Source organism: Streptomyces sp. 1-11 (genome assembly GCF_007176755.1).
In the GTDB taxonomy this organism is placed as follows: Bacteria; Actinomycetota; Actinomycetes; order Streptomycetales; family Streptomycetaceae; genus Streptomyces.
The window spans coordinates 1-16,084 of the sequence record NZ_BJTV01000012.1 but is presented as its reverse complement, the minus strand read 5'-3'; the positions used below and the strand labels follow the sequence as shown (position 1 = coordinate 16,084).

The 16,084-nt window shown below is 73.2% G+C and carries 9 protein-coding genes; 8 read left to right on the top strand and 1 reads right to left on the bottom strand.

Annotated features, from left to right (window positions below):
• The first annotated feature begins 20 nt into the window (after nt 1-20).
• From TNCT1_RS24225 to TNCT1_RS24195, 7 genes are all read left to right on the top strand, one after another.
• On the top strand, nt 21-1,811 hold the full coding sequence (locus TNCT1_RS24225; protein ID WP_143635731.1) for an ABC transporter ATP-binding protein: 1,791 nt from the start codon (nt 21-23) through the stop codon (nt 1,809-1,811).
• Nucleotides 1,808-3,673 carry an ABC transporter ATP-binding protein gene (locus tag TNCT1_RS24220; protein ID WP_143635728.1) on the top strand — a complete coding sequence of 622 codons (1,866 nt, stop codon included), beginning with the start codon at nt 1,808-1,810 and terminating at the stop codon, nt 3,671-3,673. Before TNCT1_RS24225 ends, TNCT1_RS24220 begins: the two co-directional genes overlap by 4 nt.
• A 26-nt stretch (nt 3,674-3,699) precedes the next feature.
• The gene (locus tag TNCT1_RS24215) at nt 3,700-5,415 is read left to right on the top strand and encodes an ABC transporter ATP-binding protein (RefSeq protein ID WP_143635726.1); all 1,716 of its coding nucleotides are present in this window, start codon (nt 3,700-3,702) and stop codon (nt 5,413-5,415) included.
• Entirely contained in the window at nt 5,412-7,175 is a 1,764-nt protein-coding gene (locus TNCT1_RS24210; RefSeq protein WP_143635724.1) for an ABC transporter ATP-binding protein, read from the top strand. Before TNCT1_RS24215 ends, TNCT1_RS24210 begins: the two co-directional genes overlap by 4 nt.
• A gap of 325 nt (nt 7,176-7,500) precedes the next feature.
• On the top strand, nt 7,501-9,540 hold the full coding sequence (locus TNCT1_RS24205; protein ID WP_235902870.1) for a M4 family metallopeptidase: 2,040 nt from the start codon (nt 7,501-7,503) through the stop codon (nt 9,538-9,540).
• Between the two features lie 243 nt (nt 9,541-9,783).
• Nucleotides 9,784-11,445, top strand: coding sequence for a M4 family metallopeptidase (locus TNCT1_RS24200; RefSeq protein ID WP_143635720.1), 1,662 nt, complete (start codon nt 9,784-9,786; stop codon nt 11,443-11,445).
• 69 nt (nt 11,446-11,514) lie between these two features.
• Nucleotides 11,515-12,036, top strand: coding sequence for a DUF1990 domain-containing protein (locus tag TNCT1_RS24195; protein ID WP_143635718.1), 522 nt, complete (start codon nt 11,515-11,517; stop codon nt 12,034-12,036).
• Nucleotides 12,037-12,066: 30 nt separating this feature from the next.
• Here TNCT1_RS24195 and TNCT1_RS24190 read toward each other — a convergent pair whose 3' ends face one another.
• Nucleotides 12,067-14,685 carry a glycosyltransferase family 1 protein gene (locus TNCT1_RS24190; RefSeq protein WP_143635716.1) on the bottom strand — a complete coding sequence of 873 codons (2,619 nt, stop codon included), beginning with the start codon at nt 14,683-14,685 and terminating at the stop codon, nt 12,067-12,069.
• Between the two features lie 358 nt (nt 14,686-15,043).
• Between TNCT1_RS24190 and TNCT1_RS24185 the strand changes: the two genes are divergently transcribed.
• On the top strand, nt 15,044-16,084 hold a 1,041-nt coding region (locus TNCT1_RS24185), incomplete at its 3' end, for a maltotransferase domain-containing protein (RefSeq protein ID WP_143635713.1).

Here is a 16,084-nt window from a genome sequence, read left to right as displayed (position 1 = left end):
CGGTCCGTAGGCTCGCGATGATGCCCACGACACGTGCAACCACCGAGGACCGCTCCGCCGTCCGTACCCTGCTCCGGCTCTGGCCGTACGTCCGCCCCGTGCGGGCCCGGCTGTTCACGGCCGCGTTCGTCGCGGTCGTCGCCTCCTGCACCGGACTGGTGATCCCACTGGTCCTGAAATGGATGGTCGACGGCCCCGTGGCCGGCCGGGACCCGGCCGGGGTGTGGCTGGGCGCCCTGTTCCTGCTGCTGCTCGGCGTCGCCGAGGCGGTGCTGTTCGGCATAAGACGCTGGCTGGTGGCGCGGCCGCTGTCGCACGTCGAGGCGGAGATGCGGGCGGCCCTGTTCCGCCGGCTGCAGCGGCTACCGGTGTCCTTCCACGACCGGTGGGCGTCCGGCCAGCTCCTCTCCCGGGGCACGACCGATCTGATGCTGGTGCGCATGTTCCTGGCGTTCCCGCTGACCTTCCTGCTGGTCAACGGGGTGACGATCCTCGTCGGCGTGGTGATCATGCTGATGCAGGACTGGGTGCTCGGGCTGGTCATCCTCGGGCCCGCCGTGCCGGTGATGTGGACCTGCGTGGTCTTCGAGCGGCGCTACGCCGAGGTGGCGCGGCGCGCCCAGGACCAGGTCGGCGACCTGACCACGGTCGTCGAGGAGAGCGTGCTCGGCATCCGCATCATCAAGGGCTTCGGCCGGCACCGCAGTCAGGCGCGGGCGTTCCGCGAGATGTCGGGCAGGCTGCGCGGCACGGAACTGCGCAAGGCGCGGCTGCTGGCCACCATCTGGGGCGTCATCGTGACGCTCCCCGAGGTGGCGATCGGCGCGGCGCTGGTCGTCGGCGTGCTGCAGGTGGCCGACGGCGCCCTGTCCGCCGGCACGCTGGTCGCCTTCCTGAGCACCGCGCTCGCCCTGCGCTGGCCGGTGGACTCCATCGGGTTCCTGCTGGCCATGAGCCAGGAGGCGGCGACCGCCACCGAGCGGTACTTCGAGGTGATGGACGAGGAGCCGGAGAGCACCGGGGCGCTCGCGCCCGGCGCCGGCGCCGCACCGGAGACCGGGCTGCGCTTCCACGACGTCCGGTTCCGCTATCCCGACGCGCCGCCGGACTCCCCGCCCCTGCTCGAACACATCGACCTGCACATCCGCCCCGGCGAGTCCATGGCCCTGGTCGGGGCCACCGGCAGCGGCAAGACGACCCTGACCGCGCTGGTCCCCCGGCTGCACGAGGTCACCTCCGGACGCATCACCCTGAACGGCCTGGACATCACCGCGATGCCCCGTGAGGAGCTGCGCGCCAGGGTCGCCGTGGCCTTCGAGGAACCCACGCTGTTCTCCGCCACCGTCGGCGAGAACGTGCTGATGGGCGCGGCCGACGGCGCGGGCGGGGCGGAACTGGACCGGGCGCTCGAGGTGGCCCAGGCGCAGTTCGCGCACGCGCTGCCGCAAGGCACCGGCACCCAGGTCGGCGAGCAGGGGCTGAGCCTGTCCGGCGGGCAGCGCCAGCGCCTGGCCCTGGCCCGCGCGGTGGTCGGCCGGCCGGAGTTCCTGGTCCTGGACGACCCGCTGTCCGCCCTGGACGTGCACACGGAGGCCGCCGTGGAGGCCGCGCTGCGGCGGGTGCTGGCCGACACCACCGCGCTGATCGTGGCCCACCGGCCGTCGACGGTGCTGCTCGCCGACCGGGTCGCCCTGCTCTCGGGCGGCCGGATCGCCGCCGTCGGCACCCACCAGGAACTGCTGCGCACGAACGCCGAGTACGCGCACCTGATGTCGGGCGCGGACGCCGGGCGACGGGAGGACATCCGATGACCACCACGACCACCGCCGCCCCGGCCACGGACGAGGACGACCGGCGGCCCGGGCCACCGGGCGCCGGCGACGGCGACCCCTTCGACCGCGACGTCCTGCCCGCCCCGCCCGGCGCCACGGCCGCGCTGCTGCGCTCGCTGCTCGCGCCCATGAGGTCCCGGGTCGCCCTCACCACGTTCCTGCTGCTGCTCCAGCAGGCCGCCGTGCAGGCCGGCCCGCTGCTGGTGGCCTACGCCATCGACAGCGCCGTGCCGGCGTTCCGGGACCACGACCACGGGCCGCTGCTCGCGGTGGGCGCCGGCTACTTGGTGTGCGCGCTGCTGTCCGGCGGCCTGCAGTTCGCGTTCATCGAGGCCTCCGCCCGGGTCAACCAGGACGTGCTGCTGGATCTGCGGGGCCGGATCTTCCGGCACGCGCAGGCCCTCAGCGTCGACTTCCACGAGCGGTACACGAGCGGCCGCCTGATCTCCCGCTCCACGACGGACGTCGAGTCGCTGCGCGAACTCCTCGACGAGGGTCTGCAGGAACTGGTGACCGTCGTGCTGTCCTTCGTCTACATCGCGGCGATGCTGCTGTGGCTGGACCTCGGCCTCGGCGCGGTCGCGGTGGCCTCCTTCGTGCCGCTGTACCTGCTGGTGCGGATGTACCAGCGGCGCGCGGGACGGGTGTACCGGGCGCGGTCCACGGCGATCGCGGCGGTGATCGTGAAGTTCGTGGAGACGATGAACGGCATCCGGCCGGTGCGCGCCTTCCGCCGGGAGGCGGCGAACGACGCCGAGTTCGCCGTGCTGAACCAGCGGCACGAACGCACCAACGGGGACGCCCTGCTGGAGATGGCCCGGTACGTGGTCGGCTCCCGGCTCGTGGCCAACACGGCGGTCGCCGGGATCGTGCTGTGGGGCGCCTACCGGGTGGCGTCCGGCTCACTGGAGCTGGGCGTGCTGGCGGCGGCGGTGCTGTACCTGCGGCGGCTGTACGACCCGATCGACCGGCTGGGGATGTTCCTGAACTCCTACCAGTCGGCGGCCGCTTCCCTGGAGAAGATCGCCGGGCTGCTGGCGCAGACGCCGTCCGTGCCGGAGCCGTCGGCGCCGCGCGAACTGCCCGCGCGCAGGAGCGGGCTCCCGGGCCGCGAGGTGGTCTTCGACGGGGTCCGCTTCGCCTACCGCACGGGCGGCGAGGTGCTGCCCCGCTTCGATCTGACGCTGCCCGCCGGGCAGACCGTCGCCGTCGTCGGCTCCACCGGCGCGGGCAAGTCGACGCTGGCCAAGCTGCTCGCCCGGTTCTACGACCCGACCGAGGGGCGGGTGCTGCTGGACGGGGTCGACCTGCGCGGGCTGGCGATGCCCGAACTGCGGCGCGGGGTGGTCATGGTGACGCAGGAGGCGTTCCTCTTCTCCGGAACGGTGGCGGACAACATCGCGATCGGCCGGCCCGACGCCACGCGCGAGGACATCGAGCGGGCCGCCAAGGCGATCGGCGCCCACGAGTTCATCAGCGCGCTGCCCGACGGCTACGACACGGACGTGCGCAAGCGCGGTGGCCGCATCTCGGCCGGGCAGCGCCAGCTGGTCGCCTTCGCCCGCGCGCTGCTGGCCGATCCGGCGGTGCTGATCCTGGACGAGGCGACCAGTTCGCTGGACGTCCCGGGCGAGCGGGCCGTCCAGCGGGCCATGACCACGGTGCTGCGCGGCCGTACCGCCGTGGTGATCGCGCACCGGCTGTCGACCGTGGAGATCGCCGACCGGGTGCTGGTGATGGAGCACGGGCGGATCGTCGAGGACGGCGGCCCGGACGAACTCATCGCGGGCACCGGCAGGTTCGCGGACCTGCACAAGGCGTGGCGGGACAGCCTCGCGTAACGGGACGGACAGGACGGGATGGCGCCTTGATCGACGCGTACGAGGACCCGGGCACGCCCGACGTCCGCGGTGGCTGGCATTTCCTGGGCTGGCTGGTGCTGCGCCAGCGGGTGCGTTCGCTGACGGGCGCGCTGCTGGGCAGCGCGTGGATGGTGCTGATGGCCGCGCAGCCGTATCTGATGGCGCGGGCGGTGGACGAGGGCCTGGTGCCGGGCCGGATGGGCGCGCTGGCCGGGTGGGCCGGCGTGATGTTCGCGTTCGGCGCGCTGAACTCGTGGGTGAGCATCATGCGGCACCGCACCATGACCCGGGTGCGGATGGACGCCAACTTCCGCACGGTGAAGCTGGTCGTGGGGCACGCGGCCCGGCTGGGGGCGGCGCTGCCGCGCCGGGCCGGGGCCGGGGAGGTCGTCACCATCGGCGTCGGTGACGTGCAGACCATCGCGCAGGCGCTGACCGTGGTCGGGCCCGGGGTGGGCTCGCTGGTGGTCTACGTGGTGGTGGCCGGGGTGCTGCTGTCCGTCTCGGCGCAGCTCGCCGCGGTGGTGCTGCTCGGGGTACCGGTGATCGCGCTGGTCACCGGGCCGCTGACGCTGCGGCTGCAGGGGGCGGAGGGCGAGTACCGGGAGCGGCAGGGCGTGCTGACGGCCCGCATCGGCGACCTCGCGGGCGGCCTGCGGGTCCTCAACGGCCTGGGCGGCAAGGGGCTGTTCGCGGACGCCTTCCGGCGGGACTCGCAGCGGCTGCGCGTCCAGGGGTACCGGGTGGGGGCGGTGGCGAGCTGGGTGCAGGCGCTGGGCATGGGCCTGCCCACGCTGTTCCTCGCGGTGGTGACCTGGCTCGCGGCGCGGCAGGCGGCCGCGGGCGCCATCAGCATCGGCGAGCTGGTGTCGGTGTACGGCTACGTGGCGGTGCTGATCGTGCCGGTGGCGTTCTTCATCGAGCTGACCTACCAGCTCAACCGGGGTGTGGTGGCGGCCCGCCGGGTGGTGGGGCTGCTGCGCCTGGAGCCCGAGCCGGACGAGGGCTCGCTGCCCGCGCCGGACGGGCCGGCCGAGCTGCGCGACCCGGCGTCCGGGGTGCGGGTGCCGCCCGGCAGGCTGATCGCGCTGGCCGCCGCGCGCCCCGCCGACGCGGCAGCCGTGCTGGACCGCCTCGGCCGCTACGGGCCCACCGACGCGACCTGGGGCGGGGTGCGGCTGGACGCGGTGCCGCTGGCGGCGGTGCGCTCCCGGATCCTGGTCGCGGACAACGAGGCGGACCTGTTCGCCGGGCCGCTCAGGGAGACGGTGGCCGCGGCGGAGCCGGCCGGCGACGCCGCGCTGCGCCGGGCGCTTCACGCGGCCGCCGCCGAGGACGTCGTACGAGGGCTGCCGGACGGTCTCGACTCGGCCGTCGCCGGGCAGGGCCGCAGCCTGTCCGGCGGTCAGCGGCAGCGGATCCGGCTGGTGCGGGCGCTGCTCGCCGACCCGGAGGTGCTGCTCGCCGTGGAGCCGACGTCGGCGCTGGACGCGCACACTGAGGCCACGGTCGCCGAGCGGCTGCGGGAGGCCCGCGAGGGCCGTACGACGGTCGTGACGAGCACCTCGCCGCTGGTGCTGGACCGCGCCGACACGGTGCTGTTCCTGGCCGACGGCAAGGTGACGGCGAGCGGCCCGCACCGGCGGCTGCTGGCCGAGGAACCGGCGTACCGGGCACTGGTGGCCCGCGATACCGAGGAGACCGAGGAGGCCGTACGGTGACGGCGGGCGAGGGGCTGCTGCCGGTCGCGGACCGGGCCGGGGTGCGGCGGGCGACCGTACGGCTGGTGCGCGCCGACGGGCGGGCGTTCACCGCCGCGCTGGTGCTCAACGCGCTCGCGGCCGGGGCGGGGCTGGCCGGGCCGTGGCTGGTCGGGCGGATCATCGACGAGGTCCGCGCCGGGCACGGGGTCGGCGCGGTGGACGGGCCGGCGCTGCTCATCCTCGTCTGCGCGCTCGCCCAGTTGCTGCTGGCGCGCTGGGCGCGGTACGTGGGGCACCGGTTCGGGGAGCGGACGCTGGCCCGGGTGCGCGAGGAGTACGTCGACCGGGTGCTGGCGCTGCCCGCGTCGGTGGTGGAGCGGGCCGGCACCGGCGATCTGACCGCGCGCGGCACGGCCGATGTGGCGACCGTCGGCACGACCCTGCGGGACGTCGGCCCGGACCTGCTCGTCAACACCGTGCAGGCGCTGTTCGTGCTCGGCGCGGTGTTCGCGCTCGATCCGCTGCTGGGCCTGTTCGGCGTGGTGTGCCTGACGCCCGTGTGGGTGGCGCTGCGCTGGTATCTGCGCCGGGCCCGGGACGGTTACCTCGCCGAGGGCGCGGCCAACTCCGAGGTGGCCGAGATCGTGGCGTCGACGGCGGCCGGGGCGCGCACGGTCGAGGCGTTCCGGCTGCGCGGGCGGCGGATCCGGGCGAGCCGGGACGCGCTGGACCGGTCCCGCCGGGCCCGCTTGCACACCCTCCGCCTGCGGACCGTGTTCTTCCCCGCGGTCGAGGTGACGTACACCGTGCCCGTGGTGGGCGTGCTGCTGCTCGGCGGCTGGCTGCACCAGCGCGGGGCGGTGGGGGTCGGCGCGGTGGTGGCGGCCGCGCTGTACCTGCGCCAGTTCACCGAGCCGCTGGACCAGATCCTGATGCGGGTGGAGCAACTGCAGAGCAGCGGCGCCTCGTTCGCGCGGGTGGAGGGTCTCGCGCGGGCGCCCCGGACGGATCCGGCGGGCGCCTGCCCGGCCCCGGCCGGCGACCGGATCGACGTGCGCGGGGTGCGCTACGCCTACGAGCGCGGCGGCGAGGTGCTGCGCGGCGTGGACCTGACGGTGCGGCCGGGCGAACGGCTGGCCGTGGTCGGCCCGTCCGGCGCCGGGAAGACGACCCTGAGCAGGCTCCTCGCGGGCATCGACAGCCCCGGCGCGGGCTCGGTGACGGTCGGCGGGGTGCCCATCGCGTCCCTGGAACCGGAACTGCTGCGCCGTCAGGTCGTCCTGGTCACCCAGGAGCACCATGTGTTCCTTGGCACGGTCCGCGACAACCTGCTGATCGCCGAGCCGGCCGCCACGGATACCGCGCTGTGGGCGGCCCTGACGGCGGTGGGCGCCGACGACTGGGTGCGCGCCCTCCCCGCCTCGCTCGACACCGTTCTGGGGCCGGGCGGTCACCCCACCGACGCGTCCCAGGCCCAGCAGCTGGCGCTGGCCCGGGTGGTGCTGGCCGACCCCCACACCCTGATCCTCGACGAGGCCACGGCGATGCTCGACCCCACCACCGCCCGCCACGCCGAACGCGCCCTGGCCGCGGTCCTCGCCTCCCGTACGGTCATCGCGATCGCGCACCGCCTGCACACCGCGCACGACGCGGACCGGGTGGCCGTGATGGAGGACGGCCGCCTGACGGAACTGGGCACGCACGAGGACCTGGTGCGGGCGGGCGGGGCGTACGCGTCCCTGTGGCGGACCTGGCACGGGGACGGCGCGGCGGACTGATCCGGCGGGACACGGGCGGCCGGTGGCCGGCGACGGCAGCGGCCGCCCGTGTCCCGTACCACGGCCAACGGTTCGTATACCGAACATGAACATCCGGACTACGAACTGTTTCCGGCCAAGTTCGTGACGTGGTCCTGACAGGTGTCGTGATCCCCTGTCACGCTTCACAACGGCCGGCTCACAGCGAACGCACAGGTTCGCGCGCACCGGGTGAGCCCGCCCGCACCTGCACGTGGTTCCGCGTAACGCCCTGTTCTGCCCGGACGTCCCAACCCACCGTCCGGTCTCCCTGGCCGCGCGACCCGCGGTCATGCAGAAGGAGTCAGTGTTGAGCAGCACCTCTCGCAGACGCACCCCCCACACCGGGCACCACCGCACCGCCACCGTCGCCCTCGCCGGCGTCGCCGCCCTGATCGCCGCGGCCGTCCAGTCCGGCGCCGCGAGCGCCGCACCCGCCGGGCCGCGGGCCGGCAAGGCCGACCCGGCCCATGTGGCCGTCGCCCTCACACCGTCGCAGCGCACCGGTCTCATCCGGCACGCCGGCGCCGCGAGCGCCGCGACGGCCAGGGCGATCGGCCTCGGCGCCCAGGAGAGACTGGTCGTCAAGGACGTCGTCGAGGACGCCGACGGCACCCTGCACACCCGTTACGAGCGCACCTACGCCGGACTTCCGGTGCTCGGCGGCGACCTCGTCGTGGACACCGCCGGATCCGGCGCCGTGAAGTCGGTCGTCAAGGCCACGCGGGCCGCGCTGAAGGTCCGTGACCTCACCCCGGCCGTCGCGAGGACCGCGGCCGAGAGGCAGGCCGTCCAGCGGGCCAGGTCCCTCGGCGGCACCGCGCCGGCCGCCGACCGTGTGCGCAAGGTCGTCTGGGCCGCCTCGGGCAAGCCCGTCCTCGCCTACGAGACGGTCGTCGGCGGCCTCCAGGAGGACGGCACCCCGAACCAGCTCCACGTCATCACCGACGCGGCCACCGGCAAGAAGCTGTTCGAGTACCAGGGGATCAGGAACGGCGTCGGCAACACCCAGTACAGCGGCCAGGTCACGCTCACCACGACCCAGTCGGGCTCGGCCTACACGCTGACCGACGGGGCGCGCGGCGGCCACAAGACGTACAACCTGAACCACGGCAGCTCGGGCACCGGCACGCTGTTCTCCCAGTCCAGCGACACCTGGGGCAACGGCACCACGTCCAACGCCGCCACCGCCGGCGCGGACGCCCACTACGGCGCGGCGGTCACCTGGGACTTCTACAAGAACACCTTCGGCCGCAACGGCATCAAGAACAACGGCGTCGGCGCCTACTCCCGCGTCCACTACGGCAACTCCTACGTGAACGCCTTCTGGGACGACAGCTGCTTCTGCATGACCTACGGCGACGGCTCCGGCAACGCCGACCCGCTGACGTCCCTCGACGTCGCGGGGCACGAGATGAGCCACGGCGTCACCTCCAACACCGCGAACCTGAACTACAGCGGTGAGTCCGGCGGCCTGAACGAGGCGACCAGCGACATCTTCGGCACCGGCGTGGAGTTCTACGCGAACAACTCCACCGACGTCGGCGACTACCTCATCGGCGAGAAGATCGACATCAACGGCGACGGCACCCCGCTGCGCTACATGGACAAGCCCAGCAAGGACGGCGCGTCCAAGGACAGCTGGTACTCGGGGATAGGCGGCGTCGACGTCCACTACTCCTCAGGCCCGGCCAACCACTTCTTCTACCTGCTGAGCGAGGGCAGCGGAACGAAGGTCATCAACGGCGTCAGCTACAACTCGCCCACGGCGGACGGCCTTCCGGTCACCGGCATCGGCCGGGACAAGGCGCTGCAGATCTGGTACCGGGCGCTGACCACCAAGTGGACCTCCACCACCAACTACGCGGGCGCGCGCACCGGCACCCTCGCGGCGGCCGGCGAGCTGTACGGCACCACCAGCGCCGAGTACAAGGCCGTGCAGGACGCCTGGGCGGGCGTGGCGGTCGGATCGCGCTCCGGCGGCGGCGGGGGCGGCGGCACCTCGTACGAGAACACCACCCCGGTGCCGATCCCGGACAACGGACCCGCCGTCACGTCGAGCGTCACGGTCTCCGGCAGGAGCGGGAACGCGCCGGGCAACCTCCAGGTGAGCGTGGACATCTCGCACACCTGGCGCGGCGACCTGGTGGTCGATCTGGTCGGCCCGTCGGGCACCTCGTACCGCCTGAAGAACTTCTCCTCCTCCGACTCGGCGGACAACGTCCAGGCGACCTACACGGTCAACGCCTCCTCCGAATCGGCCAACGGAACGTGGAAGCTGAAGGTGCAGGATCAGGCCACATATGACACGGGCAAGATCAACAGCTGGAAGCTGACCTTCCCGTAAACCGTTCGCCACAGGCCGGGAAACGGCGCGCCGTCCGGGGGTCCACGCCCCCGGGCGGCTCCCGTTCACATTGCCGAAACGAATATCGGACAGTTGGTTTTGAGCCAACATCACATCAGGGTCATGACATGTACGCACCCCTGGTGCCACTCTTCCTTCACCGCCGCAGCAGCACAGCAACTTCCACACCTCCGGCCAGTGACCCCACGCTGACCGGACTCCCCCACCTGAGAAGGAGCTTCTGTGAGCCCCCTCTACGCGCGTCGTAAGCGCACCACTCTGGCCGTAGCCACCGCTGTCGCCGCCGGAGCCCTGCTTTCCACTGGACTGACCACCAGTGCCAACGCGCAGACCCCGGCCGCGGCCGCCGCCGCGAAGCCGCTCGCGGCCGCCCCGACCCAGCTTTCCGCGGCTGCCCGCACCACGCTGATCCAGCAGGCCCAGGCCGGCGCCGCGGACACCGCGCGGGAGATAGGCCTCGGCGCCAAGGAGAAGCTGGTCGTCAAGGACGTCGTCAAGGACGTCGACGGCACCGTGCACACCCGCTACGAGCGCACCTACGCGGGCCTGCCGGTCCTCGGCGGCGACCTCATCGTCCACACCGCCAAGTCGGGCAAGGCCGAGGGCGTCACCAAGGCCGCCAAGTCGGCCGTGAAGGTGGCCTCGCTCAAGCCGCAGATCACCGCCGCCAAGGCGGAGAAGCAGGCCGTCGGCGCCGCCCGGACCCTGGGCTCGGACAAGGCCCAGGCGGACGGCGCGCGCAAGGTGATCTGGGCCGGCTCCGGCAAGCCCGTCCTCGCCTACGAGACGGTCGTCGGCGGCTTCCAGGAGGACGGCACCCCGAACCAGCTCCACGTCATCACCGACGCGGCCACGGGCAAGAAGCTCTACGAGTACCAGGGCATCGAGAACGCGACCGGCACCGGCAAGACCCTGTACTCCGGCACCGTCAGCCTCAACACCAACCTGTCGGGCTCGACGTACCAGCTCTACGACACCTCGCGCGGCGGGCACAAGACGTACAACCTGGCCCGCGGCACCTCCGGCACCGGCACCCTGTTCACCGACGCCGACAACGTCTGGGGCACGGGCACGGCCTCCAGCTCCTCGACGGACCAGACCGCCGCCGCGGACGCCGCCTACGGCGCGCAGGAGACCTGGGACTTCTACAAGTCCACCTTCGGCCGCAACGGCATCAAGAACAACGGCGTCGGCGCCTACTCCCGCGTCCACTACAGCAGCGGCTACGTCAACGCGTTCTGGGACGACAGCTGCTTCTGCATGACCTACGGCGACGGCAGCAGCAACACCCACCCGCTGACCTCGCTCGACGTGGCCGGCCACGAGATGAGCCACGGCGTCACCTCCAACACCGCGGGCCTCAACTACAGCGGCGAGTCCGGCGGCCTGAACGAGGCCACCAGCGACATCTTCGGCACCGGCGTGGAGTTCTACGCGGCCAACAGCTCGGACGTCGGCGACTACCTCATCGGCGAGAAGATCAACATCAACGGCAACGGCACCCCGCTGCGCTACATGGACAAGCCCAGCAAGGACGGCGGCTCCGCCGACTACTGGTCCTCCACCGTGGGCAACAAGGACGTGCACTACTCGTCCGGTGTCGCCAACCACTTCTTCTACCTGCTGTCCGAGGGCAGCGGCGCGAAGACGATCAACGGCGTGTCCTACAACTCGCCCACCTACAACGGCGCCGCGGTGACCGGCATCGGCCGCGCCAAGGCGCTGCAGATCTGGTACAAGGCGCTCACCACGTACATGACGTCGACGACCAAGTACTCGGGCGCCCGCACGGCGACCCTGAACGCGGCGTCCGCGCTGTACGGCTCCACCAGCGCCGAGTACAAGGCGGTGGCCGCGGCCTGGACGGCGGTCAACGTCAACTAGTCGCTTCCCGCCGGACGAGGGCGGTACCCGGGCGCAGCTCGCCCCGGGTACCGCCCTACTCTTTTGACCATGCCCCAGGCGCCCTTCACCTACGAGCCGGTCGGCGCGACCCGCGACGACCCGACCGCCTGCCCGCCCGGCTTCCGCCCGATGCTCGTCCGCACCCGCCTCGGCGAGGGAACGGCCGTCTTCGACCGGGCCGCCGAGGCGCTCCTCACCTGGGAGATGCACCGCGCCATGGGCGTGGGCATCGACGCCGGCGCCGACCGCGCCGCCCCGGGCGTGGACGTCACCGTCACCCTGGCCGGCGTCATCAAGGCCCCCTGCCGCGTTGTCTGGACCGTCGAGGAGCCCCGGCGCGCCGGCTGGGCCTACGGGACCCTCGAAGGCCACCCCGAGTGCGGCGAGGAGGCCTTCGTGGTCGACCGTACGGGTGACGGCACGGTCTGGCTGACCGTGGCCGCCTTCAGCCGCCCCCGCAAGTGGTACGCCCGCGCCGGCGGCCCCGCGACCCGGGGTTTCCAGCACGCCTACGCCCGCCGCTGCGGCACCGTGCTGAAACGCCTGTGCGCCGAGTTCGACGAGGCCTGAGCGGCGCGCCGCCGGGCGGGCCGGCGCGCCTCAGCGCAGCAGCACCCCCGCTCCCTCCGCCATGTCCTGCGAGGGCACCGTCACCAGGCCCAGTTCGGCCGCCGAGGTGAGCAGCCGGTGGGCCGGGAGGATGCGGACGGTGTAGCCGTAGGGGCCGGTGCGGTCCAGTGAGAGAGGGCCCTCGTAGAGCCGGCGGCCCTCCAGGTCGGGGGCGCCGGCCGGCTTCAGCGGAACCGCCGTGGCCTCGGTGATGCGGTCCTCCGCGTCCACCCGGCCGGAGACCGCCTGCACCTCCACGTCGTCCGGCCCCAGCTCGCCGAGGCCCACCCGCACCCGCAGCCCCACGGCCGTGCCCAGTTCCGCGGTGGCCGTCGTGGCCGTCGTCTCCACGTGGTCGACGCTCACGCCGGGCCAGGCCGCCCGCACCCTGGCCTTCCAGGCGGCCAGTTCGCGGGCGGTGTCCGGGGTCAGCGCCCGGTGGGACCGGGCGGCGGGGGCGTACAGCCGGTCGACGTACTCCCGGACCATGCGGCCGGCGAGCACCTTCGGGCCGAGCCGGCCGAGGGTGCGGCGGACCATCTCGATCCAGCGGTCGGGCAGCCCGGCCCGGCCGCGCTCGTAGAAGCGCGGGGTGACCCGCCGCTCCAGCAGGTCGTAGAGGGCGGCGGCCTCGATGTCGTCGCGGTGGTCCGGATCGGTGCCGGCGCCGTCCGCGGTGGGCACGGCCCAGCCGAAGTCCGGCTGGAACCACTCGTCCCACCAGCCGTCGAGCACCGACAGGTTGAGGCAGCCGTTGAGCGCCGCCTTCATGCCCGAGGTGCCGCAGGCCTCCAGCGGGCGCAGCGGGTTGTTCAGCCAGACGTCGCAGCCGGGGTAGAGCTTCTGCGCCATCGCCATGCCGTAGTCGGGCAGGAAGACGATGCGGTGGCGCACGCGCGGGTCGTCGGCGAACCGCACCAGTTCCTGCACCAGCCGCTTGCCGCCGTCGTCCGCCGGGTGCGCCTTGCCCGCGACGACGATCTGGACCGGCCGCTCCGGATGCAGCAGCAGCTCCATCAGCCGGTCGCGGTCGCGCAGCATCAGGGTCAGGCGCTTGTACGACGGCACCCGCCGGGCGAACCCGATGGTGAGCACGTCGGGGTCGAGCACGCCGTCGATCCAGCCCAGCTCCGCGTCCCCGGCGCCGCGCTGCCGCCAGGAGGCGCGCAGCCGGTCCCGCACCTCGAACACGAGCTGTTCGCGCAGGGTGCGGCGCAGCTCCCAGATGTCCTGGTCCGCGATGTCCGCGACCGAGTCCCAGCGCTCGGAGCCGCCGACGGTCAGCGCGTCCTCGGCCCGCTGGGAGCCGATCTGCCGGGCGCCGAGCCGGAGCACCTCGGGGGCCACCCAGGTCGGGGCGTGCACCCCGTTGGTCACCGAGGTGATCGGCACCTCCTCGGCGTCGAACCCCGGCCACAGGCCGGCGAACATCTCCCGGCTGACCTGCCCGTGCAGCAGGGACACCCCGTTGGCCCGCTGGGCCAGCCTGAGCCCCATGACGGCCATGTTGAACAGGTTCGGCTCGCCGCCCGGGTAGGTCTCCATGCCCAGGGCCAGGATCCGCTGCACGTCGATGCGCGGGAGTTCGGCGTCCGGTCCGAAGTGCCGGGCGACCAGCTCCCGGTCGAACCGGTCGATCCCGGCCGGGACCGGGGTGTGCGTGGTGAACACGGTGCCGCCCCGCACGGCCTCCAGCGCCGCGTCGAAGTCGAGGTCCCGGGCGCACAGTTCGGCGATCCGCTCGAGCCCCAGGAAGCCCGCGTGCCCCTCGTTGGTGTGGAACACCTCGGGCGCCGGGTGGCCGGTGAGCCGGCAGTAGGTGCGCACGGCCCGGACACCTCCTATGCCGAGCAGCATCTCCTGGAGCAGCCGGTGCTCGCTGCCGCCGCCGTACAACCGGTCGGTCACCCCGCGTTCGCCGAGGTCGTTCTCCTCCACGTCCGAGTCGAGCATCAGCAGCGGCACCCTGCCGACCTGCGCCAGCCAGATCCGGGCGTGCAGCGCGCGGCCCCCGGGCAGCGCGAGCGAGACCCGGGCCGGGGTGCCGTCGGCCTCCTCGAGCTGGGTGACGGGCAGCTCGTGCGGGTCGAGCACCGGGTAGTGCTCCTGCTGCCAGCCGTCCCGGGACAGGCTCTGGCGGAAGTAGCCGTGCCGGTAGAGCAGACCCACCCCGATCAGCGGCACCCCGAGGTCGCTGGCCGCCTTGAGGTGGTCGCCGGCGAGGATGCCGAGGCCGCCGGAGTACTGGGGCAGGGCGGCCGTGATGCCGAACTCCGGGGAGAAGTAGGCGACCGCGGCGGGCAGTCCGTCGCCCTGGTGCTGGTACCAGCGGTCGCCGGTCAGGTAGTCGCCCAGGTCGTCGACGACCGCGGTCAGCCGGCGCAGGAAGCGCCGGTCGGCGGCCAGCTCGGCCAGCCGGGCCGGGCGCACCCCGCCCAGCAGCCGCACCGGGTCGCCCTTGGCCGCGGCCCACCGCTCGGGGTCGACGGACTGGAACAGGTCACGGGTTTCCGCATGCCAGGACCAGCGCAGGTTGCGCGCCAGGTCGCTCAGCGGCCGGAGGGGTTCGGGGAGAACGGGACGGACGGTGAACCGACGGATCGCCTTCACATCTCACCTCGGACGCGTGCGTGGTGTGAGACGCACGGCGCTGTACGTCTCGTCGTCCCTGTCGACGGTAGTGGTTACCGGGGGGTCGGTGGGGACGTACCGGGGACGGGTGTCGGGCGCGGCGGGGTCATCGGGGTCGTGACGGGGCGTGGGGCGGCTGTCCGGGGGCACCCGGGAAAGAGGGCCGGTCTTGAACGTAGACATACGCGCGAGTAGTTAACAAAGTGCCGGATTGCCCACCCGATACGGATGGGAAGGCTCCTCCGGTACACCCCACGGCAGCACCACAGCACGTACGCAGGACCCACCTCCCCATATTCATCCGCCCACACCCACGTTGACGCGGACAGGAGCGGTCATGCCCGCCACGCACCACTCGTCAGCACCACCGACAACCAGCGCAGCCGGCAAGCAGAGCCCGGGCAGGAAGACCGGGAAGCCGGCGGCAGACCTCCACGACCCCGGCCCGCCCCGGCAGCGCCCGGCCGACGCGCCGGCCGGTCCTACGGCCGTCGGGCGCATCCCCGTCCTCGACGTGCGCCCCGTGGTCCAGCACGGGCGCCGGCCCGCCAAGGCCGTGACCGGCGAGGCGTTCGAGGTGTCGGCGACCGTGTTCCGCGAGGGACACGACGCCGTCGCCGCGAACGTCGTGCTGCGCGACCCGGAGGGCCGGCCGGGCCCCTGGACCCCGATGCGCGAACTCGCCCCGGGCACCGACCGATGGGGCGCCACCGTCACGGCGGGCGAGCCCGGCCACTGGACCTACACGGTGGAGGCCTGGTCGGACCCGGTCGGCACCTGGCGGCACCACGCCCGGATCAAGATCCCGGCGGGGATCGACACGGACCTGGTCCTCGAGGAGGGCGCACGGCTGTACGAACGGGCCGCCGCCGGCGTGCCGGAGGAACGGCGCCGGGCCGTTCTCGACGCCGTCACGGCGCTCCGGGACGAGAGCCGCCCGCCCGCCTGGCGGCTGGCGGCGGCGCTGTCTCCCGAGGTGGAGGCGGTGCTGACGCGGTATCCGGTGCGGGATCTGGTGACGGCGTCGGAGGCGATGCCGTTGCTGGTGGAGCGGGAGCGGGCGCTGTACGGGTCGTGGTACGAGTTCTTCCCGCGTTCGGAGGGGACGGCTGAGCGGCCGCACGGGACGTTCCGCAGTGCCGAGCGGCGGCTTGAGGCGATCGCTCGGATGGGCTTCGACGTGGTCTACCTGCCGCCGGTCCATCCGATCGGCAGGACGTTCCGCAAGGGCCCGAACAACACCCTGACCGCGGGCCCGGAGGACGTCGGGGTGCCGTGGGCGATCGGTTCCCCGGAGGGCGGCCACGACGCCGTCCACCCCGACCTGGGCACGCTGGAGGACTTCGCCCACTTCGTGGGCCGCGCCCGGGAACTGGGC